The organism is Mycetocola reblochoni REB411 (assembly GCF_900163835.1).
Classification (GTDB): domain Bacteria; phylum Actinomycetota; class Actinomycetes; order Actinomycetales; family Microbacteriaceae; genus Mycetocola_B; species Mycetocola_B reblochoni.
Map to the genome: position 1 here is coordinate 89,290 of NZ_FUKR01000006.1, position 16,232 is coordinate 105,521.

The 16,232-nt window shown below is 65.0% G+C and carries 7 protein-coding genes and 3 rRNA genes; 4 read left to right on the forward strand and 6 right to left on the reverse strand.

Translation table 11 applies throughout. The features are described 5' to 3' along the window. Nucleotides 1-104 precede the first annotated feature (104 nt). Nucleotides 105-671 (reverse strand): NUDIX hydrolase family protein, encoded by a 567-nt coding sequence (locus FM119_RS01155; RefSeq protein ID WP_087135863.1) that lies wholly within the window; start codon nt 669-671, stop codon nt 105-107. A gap of 94 nt (nt 672-765) precedes the next feature. On the opposite strand from FM119_RS01155, the gene FM119_RS01160 reads away from it, so the two are divergent. Both FM119_RS01160 and FM119_RS01165 read left to right on the forward strand, forming a co-directional pair. Then, a complete protein-coding gene (locus FM119_RS01160; RefSeq protein ID WP_087135864.1) occupies nt 766-1,416 on the forward strand; it encodes an alpha/beta hydrolase in 651 nt (216 codons plus the stop codon). 138 nt (nt 1,417-1,554) lie between these two features. After that, complete coding sequence (locus tag FM119_RS01165; RefSeq protein ID WP_087135909.1) at nt 1,555-6,273, forward strand: Lhr family ATP-dependent helicase; 4,719 nt, start codon at nt 1,555-1,557, stop codon at nt 6,271-6,273. A gap of 106 nt (nt 6,274-6,379) precedes the next feature. Here the strand turns inward: FM119_RS01165 and FM119_RS01170 are convergent, their stop codons facing one another. Beyond that, on the reverse strand, nt 6,380-7,258 hold the full coding sequence (locus tag FM119_RS01170; protein WP_245827167.1) for a hypothetical protein: 879 nt from the start codon (nt 7,256-7,258) through the stop codon (nt 6,380-6,382). Nucleotides 7,259-7,399: 141 nt separating this feature from the next. On the opposite strand from FM119_RS01170, the gene FM119_RS01175 reads away from it, so the two are divergent. Then, a complete protein-coding gene (locus tag FM119_RS01175) occupies nt 7,400-7,603 on the forward strand; it encodes a hypothetical protein (protein WP_087135866.1) in 204 nt (67 codons plus the stop codon). A gap of 143 nt (nt 7,604-7,746) precedes the next feature. Beyond that, nucleotides 7,747-7,950 carry a cold-shock protein gene (locus FM119_RS01180; protein ID WP_087135910.1) on the forward strand — a complete coding sequence of 68 codons (204 nt, stop codon included), beginning with the start codon at nt 7,747-7,749 and terminating at the stop codon, nt 7,948-7,950. Between the two features lie 919 nt (nt 7,951-8,869). Here the strand turns inward: FM119_RS01180 and rrf are convergent. From rrf to tyrS, 4 genes are all read right to left on the reverse strand, one after another. Beyond that, nucleotides 8,870-8,986: ribosomal RNA gene (gene rrf / locus FM119_RS01185) — 5S ribosomal RNA — on the reverse strand. 127 nt (nt 8,987-9,113) lie between these two features. Continuing rightward, nucleotides 9,114-12,230 (reverse strand): 23S ribosomal RNA (locus FM119_RS01190). Between the two features lie 399 nt (nt 12,231-12,629). After that, nucleotides 12,630-14,152, reverse strand: a 16S ribosomal RNA gene (locus FM119_RS01195). Together the 16S, 23S and 5S rRNA genes form the textbook arrangement of a ribosomal RNA operon. Before the next feature lie 758 nt (nt 14,153-14,910). Beyond that, complete coding sequence (gene tyrS / locus FM119_RS01200) at nt 14,911-16,209, reverse strand: tyrosine--tRNA ligase (protein WP_087135867.1); 1,299 nt, start codon at nt 16,207-16,209, stop codon at nt 14,911-14,913. Nucleotides 16,210-16,232: the final 23 nt, after the last annotated feature.

A 16,232-nucleotide genomic window follows, 5' to 3' on the forward strand; every position in this document is an offset into this window, starting at 1 on the left:
TGAACACGCCACGAGGGGGCGGGGGGCGTTCCGCTCCCCGCCCCCTCGTCGTGTCCTGCCGTCGTGTCCTGGCCACGGCGGACGCCGACTCGGCGTCCTCGAGGCTAGAGCCGGCCGAGCGAGGACACCAGCGCCTTCAGCAGCGCGCCGCGGCCGCCCTCCATGTCGTCGACGATGTCGGATGAGGCGGCCTCCTCCGGGGGCATCCAGGTGATCTCGAGAGCGTCCTGGCGTGGCTCGCACGTCCCCGTCACCGGCACGACGAATACGAGCGAGACGGCGTGCTGCCGCTCGTCCGTGTACGGGCCCATCCCGGGGATGGGGAAGTACTCGGCGACCTGGAACGGCACCGGCGACGCAGGGAGCAGGGGGAAGGCCATGGGGCCGAGGTCCTTCTCGAGGTGGCGGAACAGCGCCTCACGAACCGTCTCGCCGTACAGCACTCGGCCGGACACGATCGTCCTGGTCATCTCGCCGAGGGCCGTCGCCCGCAGGAGAACGCCGATCTCTGTGACCACACCGAGGCCGTCGACGCGGACGGGGATGGCCTCGACGTAGAGCAGGGGCAGGCGCTCACGCACCCGTGCGAGCTCGATGTCGCTCAGCCACGCCGGGTTGGGCGTCTCGCCGGGCTCGGGGATCGGCTCGGGGTCCGGGGTGCGCACGCTCATGCTCCATTCATACCGTCTGCCGGGCGCCCCGTCACCTCTCGGTGGTGTCGGGGGCTGCGTCTACGCTGGAGTTGTCCGCCATCCGAGGAGTGCCATGAGTGTTGCCATCGACGACAGCGTCACCGTGTGGTCGGCCGCGCCGTCCGACCGGGCGGGCGCCGACCTCCTGGTGCTCCTGCACGGCTACGGCTCGAACGAGGGTGACCTCATCGGTCTCGCCCCCTCGCTTCCCGCCGGGCTCGTCCTCGCGTCGCTCCGGGCGCCGGTGACGGCGCAGTGGCCGGTCGACGGCCATGCCTGGTTCCCCCTCGACGACCCCGGCAGCCCGCGCGCCGATGCCGTCGACGACGCCGCCCGCGCCGTGCTCGCCTGGCTCGACGCGGTCGAGGCGGAGGGCCGGTTCCGCAGCGTCGGGCTGCTCGGTTTCTCCCAGGGCGGCGCCACCGCCCTCCAACTGCTGAGACACGCCCCCTCCCGGTTCCGCTACGCCGTCAACCTCGCCGGATTCGTCGCGCAGGGCGCGCACGACGGCGACGACGAGCTCGCGGAGCTGCGCCCCGCCGTCTTCTGGGGCCGCGGCAGCGCGGACGAGGTGATCTCGCCCGCCGCCATCCTGCGGACGACCGACTGGCTGCCGGGCCACAGCACGCTGAGCGGACGCATCTACGAGGGCCTCGCCCACGCCGTGTCGGCGCAGGAGCTCGCCGACGTCTCGGCGTTCGTCGACAAGCAGCTCGGCGCCTGACCGGTGGCCCGCACCGAGCACGACGACCACGAGGACGAGACCGGCGTCGAGCATGACGACGAGAGCGATCCCGTCGACGCGATCGCGCGGGGCGCCACCCCCACGGGGCCGGACGATGAGCCGTCCGCGGCGGGGGCACTGAGCACGCGCTTCAGCGCAGCGACGCGACGCTGGTTCACGGGGGTGTTCGCCGCCCCGACCGCGGTCCAGACCGCAGCCTGGGCCGCCATCGCCCGAGCCGAGCACGCCCTCATCATCGCCCCGACCGGGTCGGGGAAGACGCTCTCGGCGTTCCTCTGGTCGATCGACCGGCTCATCTCCGAGCCGAGGGGCGGGGCACGGGGCACCCGGGTGCTCTACATCTCCCCGCTGAAGGCCCTCGGCGTCGACGTCGAACGCAACCTGCACGCACCGTTGGCGGGGATCACGGCCGCCGCCGCTGTCGCCGGCGAGCACGCGGAACAGGTCACCATCGGCGTGCGCTCCGGCGACACGACCGCCGCGCAGAGGCGCGCCCTGCTGTCGAGCCCGCCGGACATCCTCATCACCACCCCCGAGTCGCTGTACCTGATGCTGACGAGTGCGGCGAGGGACACCCTCCGCTCCGTCGACACCGTCATCATCGACGAGATCCACGCCATCGCCGCCAGCAAGCGCGGCGCCCACCTGGCCGTCTCCCTCGAGCGTCTCGACGCCCTGCTCGCGGCGCCCGCCCAGCGCATCGGGCTCTCGGCGACGGTGCGCCCGGCCGAGGAGGTCGCCCGTTTCCTCGGCGGCGCCGCCCCCGTGACGATCGTCAACCCCGCCGCGAGCAAACGCTTCCAGCTGAGCGTCACCGTCCCCGTGGCCGACATGACCAGCCCCGGCCCGGCCCCCGGCGCCCCGCGCGACGAGGACGGCGGAGCCCCCGACGCGCTCTGGCCGCACATCGAGGAGTCCATCGTCGACCGTGTTCTCGCGCACCGGTCGACCATCGTGTTCGCCAACTCGCGTCGGCTGGCGGAGCGGCTGACCGCCCGGATGAACGAGATCTACGAGCGCCGCGTGCTCGGCCCCGCCGACCCCGTCAGGGGCGGCCGGCCTCCGGCCGAGGTGCTCGGAAGCGGTCAGACGGGGCCGCAGAGGGACGACGCTCCCGTCCTCGCGCTCGCCCACCACGGCTCGGTGTCCAAGGAGCGCCGCGCGGCGATCGAGGAGGCGCTCAAGTCGGGCCAGCTGCGCTGCGTCGTGGCGACGTCGAGCCTCGAGCTCGGCATCGACATGGGCGATGTGGACCTCGTCGTCCAGGTCGAGTCTCCGCCCTCCGTCGCCAGCGGCCTGCAACGGGTCGGACGCGCGGGTCACCAGGTCGGCGAGGTGTCGCGCGGTGCGCTGTACCCCAAGCACCGCGGCGACGTCCTGCAGAGCGCCGTCGTGACTGAGCGGATGAGGGCCGGCCTGATCGAGGCGATCGCCGTGCCCCGCAACCCGCTCGACATCCTCGCGCAGCAGACGATCGCTCACGCCGCGCTCGAGCCGGTCCCCGTCGACGCCTGGTTCGAGGCCGTCCGACGGAGCGCCCCGTTCCGGACCCTTCCGCGGAGCGCCTTCGACGCGACGCTCGAGCTGGTCAGCGGGCGCTACCCCTCTGAACGCTTCGGCGAGCTGCGTCCGCGACTGGTCTGGGACAGGGACGCGGGGACGCTCTCCCCGCGTCCGGGCGCCCAACGGCTCGCCGTGACCAGCGGGGGGACCATCCCCGACAGGGGGCAGTACGGCGTGTTCATGGTCGGTGACACGCAGCCGGCGGCGGACGGGCGCCCCTCGGCGGCGAGCGGGTCGGTCGAGCCGGCGGCGACGCACCGGGCCGAGCGGACGCGCACGGCCGGCGCCCGCGTCGGCGAGCTGGACGAGGAGATGGTCTACGAGTCCAGGGTCGGCGACGTCATCGCCCTCGGTGCGACCAGCTGGCGGATCCAGGAGATCACCTTCGACCGGGTGCTCGTCACGCCCGCGTTCGGCCAGCCCGGCCGCCTGCCGTTCTGGAAGGGCGACGCGATCGGCAGGCCGGCCGAGCTCGGCCGGGCGCTCGGCGCGTTCACCCGCGAGCTGGACGCCGCCGACGGCGAGACGGCCGCGGCCCGGCTCGACGCGATCGGGCTCGACGGCTTCGCCGCGCAGAACCTGCTCGGCTACATCGCGGAGCAGCGCGAGGCCACCGGCCGCGTCCCGAGCGACCGGATGCTCGTCCTCGAGCGCAGCCGCGACGAGCTCGGCGACTGGCGGCTGCTGCTGCACTCGCCGTACGGCCTCCGCGTGCACGCCCCGTGGGCCCTGGCCGTGGGGGCGCGGATCGAGGAGCGCTTCGGGGTCGAGGCCTCGGCCGTGGCCGGGGACGACGGCATCATCGTCCGCCTGCCCGACACCGACGCCGAGCTGCCCGGCGCGGAGCTGTTCGTGTTCGACGAGGACGAGCTCGAGCGGCTGGTCACCGAGCGGGTCGGCGGGTCAGCGCTGTTCGCGTCCCGGTTCAGGGAGTGCGCGGCCAGGGCGCTCCTGCTGCCGACCCTCGCTCCGGGCAAGCGGTCCCCGCTGTGGCAGCAGCGGCAGCGTTCGGCCCAGCTCCTCGATGTGGCGCGCGACCACCCGCAGTTCCCGATCACGCTCGAGGCGGTCAGGGAGTGCCTGCAGGACGTCTACGAGCTTCCGGCCCTGCTCGATCTGGCCAGGCGCATCAACGCACGCTCCGTGCAGATCGTCACGACGACCACGCAGACCCCGTCCCCGTTCGCCCGGAGCATGCTGTTCGGCTACGTCGGGGAGTTCATGTACGAGGGCGACAGCCCGCTGGCGGAGCGCAAGGCCGCGGCTCTGGCGCTGGACAACTCGCTCCTCGCGGAGCTGCTCGGCACCGTCGAGCTCAGCGACCTGCTCGACGCAGACGTGATCCTCCGGACCGAGGCGGAGCTGCAGCGAACGGCGCCGGATCGTCGCCTGCGCGGCGTCGAGGGGGCGGCCGACCTGCTCCGGCTGCTCGGCCCGCTCAGCGCAGGCGAGCTCGCCCTCCGACTGCGGGCGGACGAAGCGGCCGACAGCGCGCCCGGCGCGAGCCCCGACGGGGACCGGACCACAGACCAGGCCGGAGGGGCGCTGCGACCGGAGCAGGCGGAGGCGCTGGCCGAACAGCTCGCCACCGCGCGCAGGGCGATCCGTCTCCCCGTCGCCGGCGAGGCACGCTGGGCCGCGATCGAGGACGCGGGCAGACTCCGCGACGCACTCGGTGTGCCGCTGCCGATCGGGATCCCCCGTGCCTTCACGGAGGTCACCGACTCGGCGCTCGCCGAGCTCCTCACCCGCTTCGCGAGGAGCCACGGACCGTTCACCACGGCGGCCGCCTCGGCCGCGTTCGGGCTCGGCACGGCCGCGGTGCATGCGGCGCTGTCCTCCCTGGCCGCCGACGGGGTGGTCACGACGGCACGGTTCCTGCCCGACGTCCCCGCTCCGCGCACGCCGGACGAGTCGCAGTGGTGCGACGTCAGGGTGCTCCGTCGCCTCCGGATGCGGTCGCTCGCTGCGCTCCGCCAGCAGGTCGAGGCGGTGTCCCCCGCAGCGTTCGCCCGGTTCCTCCCACGCTGGCAGGGCGTCGGGGGGCAGCTGCGCGGTGTCGACGGCGTGCTGAGGGCGATCGAGCAGCTGAGCGGCGCGAGCGCGCCCGCGAGCGCCTGGGAGTCGCTGATCCTGCCGCAGCGGGTCGCGGACTACTCGCCGGCGATGCTCGACGAGCTCACGGCCGCGGGCGAGGTGGTCTGGTCGGGGACCGGGACCCTGTCCGGGCGCGACGGGCTCGTCGCCCTGCACCTGGCGGAGACCGCCCCGTTGACCCTGGCGGCACCGGACGGCCCCGACCCGAGCGCGCTCGGTGCCGAGGTCCTCGGTGTGCTCGCTCGAGGAGGCGGCTTCTTCCTCTCCCAGATCGCTCAGGCCCTCGACCGCCCGATCACGACCGCGCTGATCGACGCGGTCTGGGACCTCTGCTGGTCCGGGCGCATCACCAACGACACGTTCGCGCCCGTCCGCACGCTGCTCAGCGGCAGGGGCGCACACCGGACGGCCTCGGCACCCGCGCGGGCCTCCGTGTACCGCGCGAGGGGGCTGAGGTCGGCCGCCGCGAGCGCGTCCACGCCGAGCCTCGCCGGACGCTGGTCCGTGCTGCCCGGGCTCGGCACGACGACGGAGCGGGCAGCAGCGACCGCTGAGGTCCTGCTCGACCGTTACGGCGTCGTCACCCGCGGCTCCGTCGTCGCCGAGGGGAAGCCGGGCGGTTTCGCCCTCAGCTACCGCGTTCTGAGCGAGTTCGAGGACACCGGACGCGTCCGCCGCGGGTACTTCATCGACGGTCTCGGCGCGGCCCAGTTCGCCAGCTCGGCTGCCGTCGACGAGCTCAGGTCGAGGGAGCGCCTCGACGAGGCAGACGACCGTGACGACAGCACTCTGCTGCTCGCGGCGACGGATCCGGCCAACCCCTACGGCGCGGCGCTCCCCTGGCCGAGCCGCGAGGATGAGGCCTCCCCCCACCGCCCGGCGCGCAAGGCGGGGGCGATGGTCGTACTGCGCGATGGGCGCCTGGTGGCCTACCTCGAGCGTGGTGGCCGGACGCTGCTTCTGCTTAGCGATGACGAAGACGATGCGGAGCAGACGGCTCGCGTGATCTCCGGGGTCGTGACCGCGGGCAGCGTCGACCAGTTGACGATCGAGGTCGTCAACGGTGCGTTCGTCATCGGTCAGCCGTTCGCCTTCGCCCTTCGCCGGGCGGGGTTCTCGGAGACGCCGAAGGGCTTCCGGATCCGCCGCGGCTACGGTCGCGCCGCGTCACGCTAGCCGCAGCGCCACGCTAGCCGCAGCGCCACGCTAGCCGCAGCGCCACGCCAGCCGCAGCGCCACGGGCGGGCCGAGGCGTCCGCGACGTGAAGCGCCGGCGGCGGCGTCAGGACAGCTCGCTGGCCCGTTCGCGAAGGAACTGCGCTCCCGCGTCGTCGTGGATGCTGTCGCCGTACGTCAGCACGGGGTAGGCCGTCTTCGGCACGCCGTCGGCCGGCCGCACATCGACGTGGCTGACCTCTTCGCCGCGCTCGTGCAGCCACTGGGCCATGGCGTAGTCCGTGCGCGAGTCGCCGACGGTGTACCAGCGGGACGGCATCGGACGACCGTCTTCGGCGAGCAGCTGGAGGAAGCGGTCCGCCCCGGTGTCCTTGCCGACCGCGCTCGACTCGATGTCGGTGGAGATGATCGTCGGGTCGACGCGGTACCTGACGCTGCCGTCCGCGGCCGGCCGGACGTCGTCCTCGCGGCTCACCCCGAAGCCGAGCTTTACGAGCTTCTCCATCGCGATCATGTCGAAGTCGTACTGCGCCGTGCGGTAGGCCTCGTCGTCTGTGCCGATGTGCTGCTCCGCCGACACCATCGAACGCTTCGTGTGATCGAAGAACATGATCTCGTCGAAGCGCTCAGCGACGAGACGCTCGATGTCGGCCGAGTACTCCGCCGGGAGCGCGAGTTCCTCGTCGACGAAGATCTCCGGCTCGGAGCCCCCCGCGGCGGTGATGCGGAACCAGACTCCGCCCTTCTCGCATATCCCGTAGAGGGTCACGTCCTGCCCGAGCCCCGCAGACGCGAGCGGTGCGACGACGACGTCGCGGAGGAACGCGTCCGATCGGCCCGTGTTGAACGCTATCGGGATGCCGGCGTTGGCCAGGGCGGTCAGGTCGGTCACGATGCTCGAGATCGCCACGGTCCGGGTCACGGGGCTGGCGATCGGTCCGTCGACGTCGAGGAGGAGGCCGAACGGCGGGACGCTGTCATTCACCACTGCAGTCTACCCAAGCCAGGAGCACGGTCTCAGCGCGCACGGTCTCAGCCCTGCCCTCGTCCGCCTGTCGTACCGACGCGGCTCGCACCCTGCCTCAACCCGCACGGCATCCATCGGCACCAGGTGAGCCCAGGTCACGTGCGCCCGCACCGCCTCGGCCTGCACCGGCTCGACATGCACCGGCTCGACCTGCACCGGCTCGACCTGCACCGGCTCGACCTGCACCGGCTCGACCTGTCAGCCGAGCACCGTCGCCGAAGCGACTCGCTTCCCACGACCTCGCCGGTCGGTTATTGCAACTCCGGTGAAGTGGGGGCAGACGCCCGAGCCATCATGGGTTAGCCTATGAAGACGTCGCTGTGTTGCACGTTGGTATTTCAAGTGCTTCGACCAAAGTGTCGGTGCGCTTTTCTGAGGAGCGGGTTACACACACCGCGGCAACGACGTTCGAAGGTCGGATGTCGATCCTCACGAAAGAGAAAAGCATGGCAACAGGTACGGTCAAGTGGTTCAACGCTGAAAAGGGCTTCGGATTCATCGCCCCCGACGACGGAACCCCCGACGTTTTCGCTCACTACAGCGCGATCGCAAGCAGCGGCTACCGCAGCCTCGACGAGAACCAGAAGGTCGAGTTCGAGATCACGCAGGGCCCGAAGGGCCTTCAGGCGGAGAACATCCGTCCGCTCTAAGTCGCATCCTGCCGGTTTCGACCGGCGTGCGAACACATGGGGCCCGTTCCGTAAGGAACGGGCCCCATGTGTATGTCTACAGGCCACGGCCGGAGCTCCGCCAGGTCGAGTTGAGCAGGCCCCTGAACCGCACATGCCCCTCGGGGATGAGCACCCAGCGACCCGCCTCCCCCTCGAACCCGGCCACCGGGGAGGCAACCGACGTGTCGCCTCCTCCACCGGGTGCACACGCCCGCTCAATATCAGATCTTGCGCTCCGCACAGATCCCCCACGCGCCCGCCAGTAAAGCCCGCTCGCCGAGCACACCGGTCGACGGTGCACACCGCACGCCGGCAGGTGATGGCCAAGCCAGGTTCCCCACGTGCTCTTCACTCCGCGTTGCCCGGGGCGTGGCCACCGTCCATGCGGTGGAGTAGACGACGCTGACACGACACGCATTCTCACCCGTGGCTGCGACGCCGTCGGTCCAGCGCAACGACAATGCCTCGACGCACCGTTCGTCGCAGCTCACGGTCACATCATCTGGCCGATCGCGGGGCCTTAGCAGCAGGCCTTTCGCAGCAGCGGTCGCCGATCCGCTGCAGCAGTCGCCGATCCGCTGCAGCAGTCGCCGATCCGCAGCAGGCACACGACTCGAAGCAATAGTGGGCGCATCCGTAACGAGAGCTGGACGATCAGCAACGAGAGCGGAATGAGCCACAGCAGGAGATCATTTCCCTCCGCCACAGCGTCGCGCCTCAACGACGTGAGCACAGTCACGGCGAGGTGGCCAGCCGTGCGCAGCCAGGGTCGCACTCACATCTGCAACCGCACACATGCGGCCGACTCGCCACTACTGCCGCCGGCCAAGACGAGTCCGCAACAAAAGTTCGTTAAATGCGTAGAGGCCACCCCGAAGGGTGGCCTCTACTAAATTAAGTCCGGCGGTGTCCTACTCTCCCACACGGTCCCCCGTGCAGTACCATCGGCGCAAAGAGTCTTAGCTTCCGGGTTCGGAATGTAACCGGGCGTTTCCCTCTCGCTATGGCCGCCGAAACACTATTGATGTTATCAACACAAACCAAAGTTCATTAGGTTCGTGATCCTTGACCGTACATCAAGAACCACTCAGTGGACGCGAAACGAAAATTCAAAAACATGCACACACTCAAAGGTGTGAAAGATAATCAAGTCATCGGCTTATTAGTACCGGTCAGCTCCGAGAGTCGTTAGTCCTCTCTTCCACATCCGGCCTATCAACCCAGTAGTCTGGCTGGGAGCCTCTCACCCGAAGGTATGGAAATCTCATCTTGAGGCCGGCTTCCCGCTTAGATGCTTTCAGCGGTTATCCATCCCGAACGTAGCTAATCAGCGGTGCTCCTGGCGGAACAACTGACACACCAGAGGTTCGTCCAACCCGGTCCTCTCGTACTAGGGTCAGATCCTCTCAAATTTCCAACGCGCGCAGAGGATAGGGACCGAACTGTCTCACGACGTTCTAAACCCAGCTCGCGTACCGCTTTAATGGGCGAACAGCCCAACCCTTGGGACCTACTCCAGCCCCAGGATGCGACGAGCCGACATCGAGGTGCCAAACCATGCCGTCGATATGGACTCTTGGGCAAGATCAGCCTGTTATCCCCGAGGTACCTTTTATCCGTTGAGCGACAGCGCTTCCACAAGCCACTGCCGGATCACTAGTCCCGACTTTCGTCCCTGCTCGACCTGTCAGTCTCACAGTCAAGCTCCCTTGTGCACTTACACTCGCCACCTGATTGCCAACCAGGTTGAGGGAACCTTTGGGCGCCTCCGTTACTTTTTGGGAGGCAACCGCCCCAGTTAAACTACCCACCAGGCACTGTCCCTGAACCGGATCACGGTTCGAAGTTAGATATCCAATATGACCAGAGTGGTATTTCAACAACGACTCCATGAACACTAGCGTGCCCACTTCACAGTCTCCCACCTATCCTACACAAGCCACACCGAACACCAATACCAAGCTGTAGTAAAGGTCACGGGGTCTTTCCGTCCTTCTGCGCGTAACGAGCATCTTTACTCGTAGTGCAATTTCGCCGAGTTCGCGGTTGAGACAGCTGGGAAGTCGTTACGCCATTCGTGCAGGTCGGAACTTACCCGACAAGGAATTTCGCTACCTTAGGATGGTTATAGTTACCACCGCCGTTTACTGGGGCTTAAATTCAGAGCTTCGCCGAAGCTAACCCCTCCTCTTAACCTTCCAGCACCGGGCAGGCGTCAGTCCGTATACATCGTTTTGCAACTTCGCACGGACCTGTGTTTTTAGTAAACAGTCGCTTCCCACTGGTCTCTGCGGCCCTGCAGCGCTTCCTGGAGCAAGTCCATTCACGCTTTAGGCCCCCCTTCTCCCTAAGTTACGGGGGCATTTTGCCGAGTTCCTTAACCACGATTCTCTCGATCTCCTTAGTATTCTCTACCTGACCACCTGAGTCGGTTTGGGGTACGGGCAGCTAGAACCTCGCGTCGATGCTTTTCTCGGCAGCATAGGATCATCAGATCATGCCCTTACGGGCTCCCCTTCAGTTCTCAGCCTCAATGAGAGACGGATTTGCCTATCTCTCGGCCTACAACCTTGGCCTAGGACAACCATCGCCTAGGACTGACTACCTTCCTGCGTCACACCTGTTAATACGCTAACCGCACCAGCATAGGGTCGAGCGCTAGCCCTGAAACATCACCCCGAAGGGATCCATAACAGGATTCGGACTCTTAGCATCACTGGATTAGCTTGGGCGGTTCTTCGCCGGTACGGGAATATCAACCCGTTGTCCATCGACTACGCCTGTCGGCCTCGCCTTAGGTCCCGACTTACCCAGGGCGGATTAGCCTGGCCCTGGAACCCTTGGTCTTTCGGAGGACGGGTTTCTCACCCGTCTTTCGCTACTCATGCCTGCATTCTCACTCGTGTGGCGTCCACGGCTGGTTCACACCGCCGCTTCACTCGCCACACGACGCTCTCCTACCCATCAATACGGCTGGACCACGAAGGCCTACCAAAAATATCAATGCCACAACTTCGGTGGCGTGCTTGAGCCCCGTTACATTGTCGGCGCGGAATCACTTGACCAGTGAGCTATTACGCACTCTTTCAAGGGTGGCTGCTTCTAAGCCAACCTCCTGGTTGTCTATGCAACTCCACATCCTTTTCCACTTAGCACGCGCTTTGGGACCTTAGTTGGTGATCTGGGTTGTTTCCCTCTCGACTATGAAGCTTATCCCCCACAGTCTCACTGCTGCGCTCTCACTTACCGGCATTCGGAGTTTGGCTGACGTCAGTAAGCTTTTGGGCCCCATCGGCCATCCAGTAGCTCTACCTCCGGCAAGAAACACGCAACGCTGCACCTAAATGCATTTCGGAGAGAACCAGCTATCACGAAGTTTGATTGGCCTTTCACCCCTATCCACAGCTCATCCCCTCAGTTTTCAACCTAAGTGGGTTCGGTCCTCCACGCGCTCTTACACGCGCTTCAACCTGGCCATGGATAGATCACTTCGCTTCGGGTCTAGGACATGCGACTGAATCGCCCTATTCAGACTCGCTTTCGCTACGGCTACCCCTCACGGGTTAACCTCGCCACATATCGCTAACTCGCAGGCTCATTCTTCAAAAGGCACGCTGTCACCCCTACAAGGAGGCTCCAACGGTTTGTAAGCAAACGGTTTCAGGTACTATTTCACTCCCCTCCCGGGGTACTTTTCACCTTTCCCTCACGGTACTTGTCCGCTATCGGTCATCTGGGAGTATTTAGGCTTATCAGGTGGTCCTGACAGATTCACACGGGATTTCTCGGGCCCCGTGCTACTTGGGATACTCTTCACGCGATCACGACATTTCGACTACGGGGTTGGCACCCTCTATGACCAGCCTTTCAATGCTGTTCGTCTATATCGCTCACTAACGTTCGTCGTCCGGCAGAACGACACGAAAAGTCCCACAACCCCGACCATGCAACGCCCGCCGGCTATCACACATGATCGGTTTAGCCTCATCCGGTTTCGCTCGCCACTACTACCGGAATCACTTTTGTTTTCTCTTCCTGTGGGTACTGAGATGTTTCACTTCCCCACGTTCCCTCTACCCGCCCTATATATTCAGACGGGAGTCACTAGGTCGCACAAGTACGCCCAGCGGGGTTTCCCCATTCGGAAATCCTCGGATCAAAGCTCGTTTATCAGCTCCCCGAGGCTTATCGCAGATTACTACGTCCTTCTTCGGCTCCAGATGCCAAGGCATCCACCGTTTGCTCTTAGAAACTTGAAATCACATGAGTTTGAATCGATTCTTCGTTTAGAAAAATTGACCAATGATCTATATAAATCTAGATCTTTGTGATCCGAGACTCGAAAGCCTCGAATCTAAGATGCTCGCGTCCACTGTGTAGTTCTCAAAGTACGGTCGGCGCCTTCCGCGTCACCCAGTAATGGCAACAACAAAAGGCCCAGAGGTTCAGTCCGACCCGAAAGCCGGCCCGGTCCCTCAGGACCCAACAGCGTGCATATGCTCTCAATCCAACCCAGCTCTTTCCAACCCGAAGGCGTACTCAAACCAGACCATCAATCCAGCATCACATCAAACGTTCCACCCATGAGCTAACCAGCAGAACACATTCGGTCCTGATCTGGCGCCTGGACACCCCGAAGAGTGCCAGATGCTCCTTAGAAAGGAGGTGATCCAGCCGCACCTTCCGGTACGGCTACCTTGTTACGACTTAGTCCTAATTACCGATCCCACCTTAGACGGCTCCCTCCCTTGCGGGTTAGGCCACCGGCGTCGGGTGTTACCGACTTTCATGACTTGACGGGCGGTGTGTACAAGGCCCGGGAACGTATTCACCGCAGCGTTGCTGATCTGCGATTACTAGCGACTCCGACTTCATGAGGTCGAGTTGCAGACCTCAATCCGAACTGGGACCAGCTTTTTGGGATTCGCTCCACCTTACGGTATTGCAGCCCTTTGTACTGGCCATTGTAGCATGCGTGAAGCCCAAGACATAAGGGGCATGATGATTTGACGTCATCCCCACCTTCCTCCGAGTTGACCCCGGCAGTATCCCATGAGTTCCCACCATTACGTGCTGGCAACATAGAACGAGGGTTGCGCTCGTTGCGGGACTTAACCCAACATCTCACGACACGAGCTGACGACAACCATGCACCACCTGTATACCGACCTTGCGGGGCGACCATCTCTGGCCGTTTCCGGTATATGTCAAGCCTTGGTAAGGTTCTTCGCGTTGCATCGAATTAATCCGCATGCTCCGCCGCTTGTGCGGGCCCCCGTCAATTCCTTTGAGTTTTAGCCTTGCGGCCGTACTCCCCAGGCGGGGAACTTAATGCGTTAGCTGCGACACGGAGACCGTGGAAAGGCCCCCACATCTAGTTCCCAACGTTTACGGGGTGGACTACCAGGGTATCTAAGCCTGTTTGCTCCCCACCCTTTCGCTCCTCAGCGTCAGTAGCGGCCCAGAGATCTGCCTTCGCCATCGGTGTTCCTCCTGATATCTGCGCATTCCACCGCTACACCAGGAATTCCAATCTCCCCTACCGCACTCTAGTCTGCCCGTACCCACTGCAGGCCCGAGGTTGAGCCTCGGGATTTCACAGCAGACGCGACAAACCGCCTACGAGCTCTTTACGCCCAATAATTCCGGACAACGCTTGCACCCTACGTATTACCGCGGCTGCTGGCACGTAGTTAGCCGGTGCTTTTTCTGCAGGTACCGTCACTTTCGCTTCTTCCCTGCTAAAAGAGGTTTACAACCCGAAGGCCGTCGTCCCTCACGCGGCGTTGCTGCATCAGGCTTTCGCCCATTGTGCAATATTCCCCACTGCTGCCTCCCGTAGGAGTCTGGACCGTGTCTCAGTTCCAGTGTGGCCGGTCACCCTCTCAGGCCGGCTACCCGTCGTCGCCTTGGTGAGCCATTACCTCACCAACAAGCTGATAGGCCGCGAGTCCATCCTTGACCGAAATTCTTTCCACCAACACCCGATGCCGGGGAAGGTCGTATCCAGTATTAGACGCCGTTTCCAGCGCTTATCCCAGAGTCAAGGGCAGGTTACTCACGTGTTACTCACCCGTTCGCCACTAATCCACCAGAGCAAGCTCCGGCTTCATCGTTCGACTTGCATGTGTTAAGCACGCCGCCAGCGTTCGTCCTGAGCCAGGATCAAACTCTCCATAAATGTTTATCTGCACAACCCGAAGGCCGGCACATTAAGATGCGACCACCCACCGGAAAAAGATGGACAGCCGCGAGTTTGAAACTGACAGAACAAGTCAACTGACTTGCTTTGTTGTTTAATATTCTCAAAGAAATCTCGATCCGACCAGAAATGATCAGACACGAGGTTTATTTGGCATTTGACATGTGCACGCTGTTGAGTTCTCAAGGACCAGACGCACCCGGATTCAGACCCTAAGGCCCTCGCTCCGAGGCAACTTGTCTAGACTAGCACACCAGCCCTCCAGCGCAACTCCGGCGTGTCGCTCTCGCGGCCGTGAATCACACCCAGACCAGGTGGCATCCAGCTCACCAAACACCCCGCAAAAAACGAGGCAAAGAAAGATGAGATCGTCCCCACTTGAGGCCGGCGAGCTCTTCCGCTCCGCCGCACCTTTGGGGTGACGAGTAGTTACTCTATGCCGCACCCAACCCCACCACCAAACCCCACCACCACCCGGGCGTGTCACACACCGTCCGGGCCCAGGAGACGGGCGGGAATACGCACGGAGACGCCACCGGTTCGACGATGCACGCCACTGAAACGAGCGACGCATTCGAGGCCGGCGATGTCGGCAGGCCGAGGCAGCCCTCAGGTCTGCGCCGCGAGTCGGTATCGCGGCGACAGCCCCCTGCTCCAACTGAAGCGGAGGATGCCACGACCCCGAGGGTCGCGGCATCCTCCGCTTCATGGCTTCGCCGTCGGGCGCCCCATTGACATCAGCCGTCGATGAACACCCCTGCGAGCGTCTTCTTCCCACGGCGGATGACGTCGATCGAACCCGGAAGCACTCCGGCGAGCACCGCATCGGCATCGGTGACCTTGGCGTTGTTCACCGACACCCCGCCCTGGGCAATCGCGCGCCGCGCCTCCCCCAGGCTCGTGCACAGCCCGGTCTCGATCAGCGCCTGAACGACCGGAAGCCCGGGAGCAGCGGTCGCGTTCGGCAGTTCCCTCACGGCCGACGCCAGAACGTCGGGGTCAAGATCGTCGAGACGCCCCTGCCCGAAGAGCGCAGCAGCGGCAGCAACGGCCGCGTCCGTCGCCGCCCGACCGTGGACGAGCGTCGTGACCTCTTGGGCAAGGCGCTTCTGGCCCTCCCTGCGGAACGGCTCTGTCTCGATCCGCTCGGCGTACTCCGCGATCTCGGCTCGGCTCAGGAAGGTGAAGACCTTGAGCCGGTCGACGACATCGGCGTCATCCGTGTTGAGCCAGAACTGGTAGAAGGCGTAGGGGCTCGTCATGTCCGGGTTGAGCCAGATCGCGTTGCCCTCGCTCTTGCCGAACTTGGTCCCATCGGTGTTCGTGATCAGCGGGGTGCCGATCGCGTGGACGGTCGCGCGCTCCACCCTGTGCACGAGGTCCGTCCCGCTGGTGAGGTTGCCCCACTGATCGCTCCCCCCCGTCTGCAGAACACAGCCCGTGCTGCGGTACAGCTCGAGGAAGTCGATGCCCTGCAGGATCTGGTAGCTGAACTCGGTGTAGCTGATCCCCTGATCGGAGTTGAGTCTGGCAGCGACGGCGTCCTTCTTCAGCATCGTGCCGACGCGGTAGTGCTTGCCGATCTCGCGCAGGAAGTCGATGGCGCTCAACGGGGCGGTCCAGTCGAGGTTGTTGACCAGGCGCGCGGCGCTGTCGCCCTCGAAGCTGAGATAGGTGGACACCTGCGCCTGAAGCTTGCTGACCCAGTCGGCGACGACCTCAGGCGTGTTGAGCGTGCGCTCGGCGGTCGGCCTCGGGTCTCCGATGAGCCCGGTAGAGCCGCCGACCAGCCCGAGCGGTCGGTGACCGGCCAGTTGAAGGCGTCGCATGAGCAGCAGCTGCACGAGGTGGCCGAGGTGCAGACTCTCGGCGGTCGGGTCGAACCCGCAGTAGAAGGTGATCGGCTCGCCGGCGAGAAGCTCGCTCAGCTGCTGCTGATCAGTCGACACATGGACCAGTCCCCGCCAGACGATCTCATCCCAGACGTTGTCGAACTCGGGGTCGTTGTTCTGCTGAACGAGGTGGGATTCTGTCACCGCACAAGACTACCAGCGGCGCG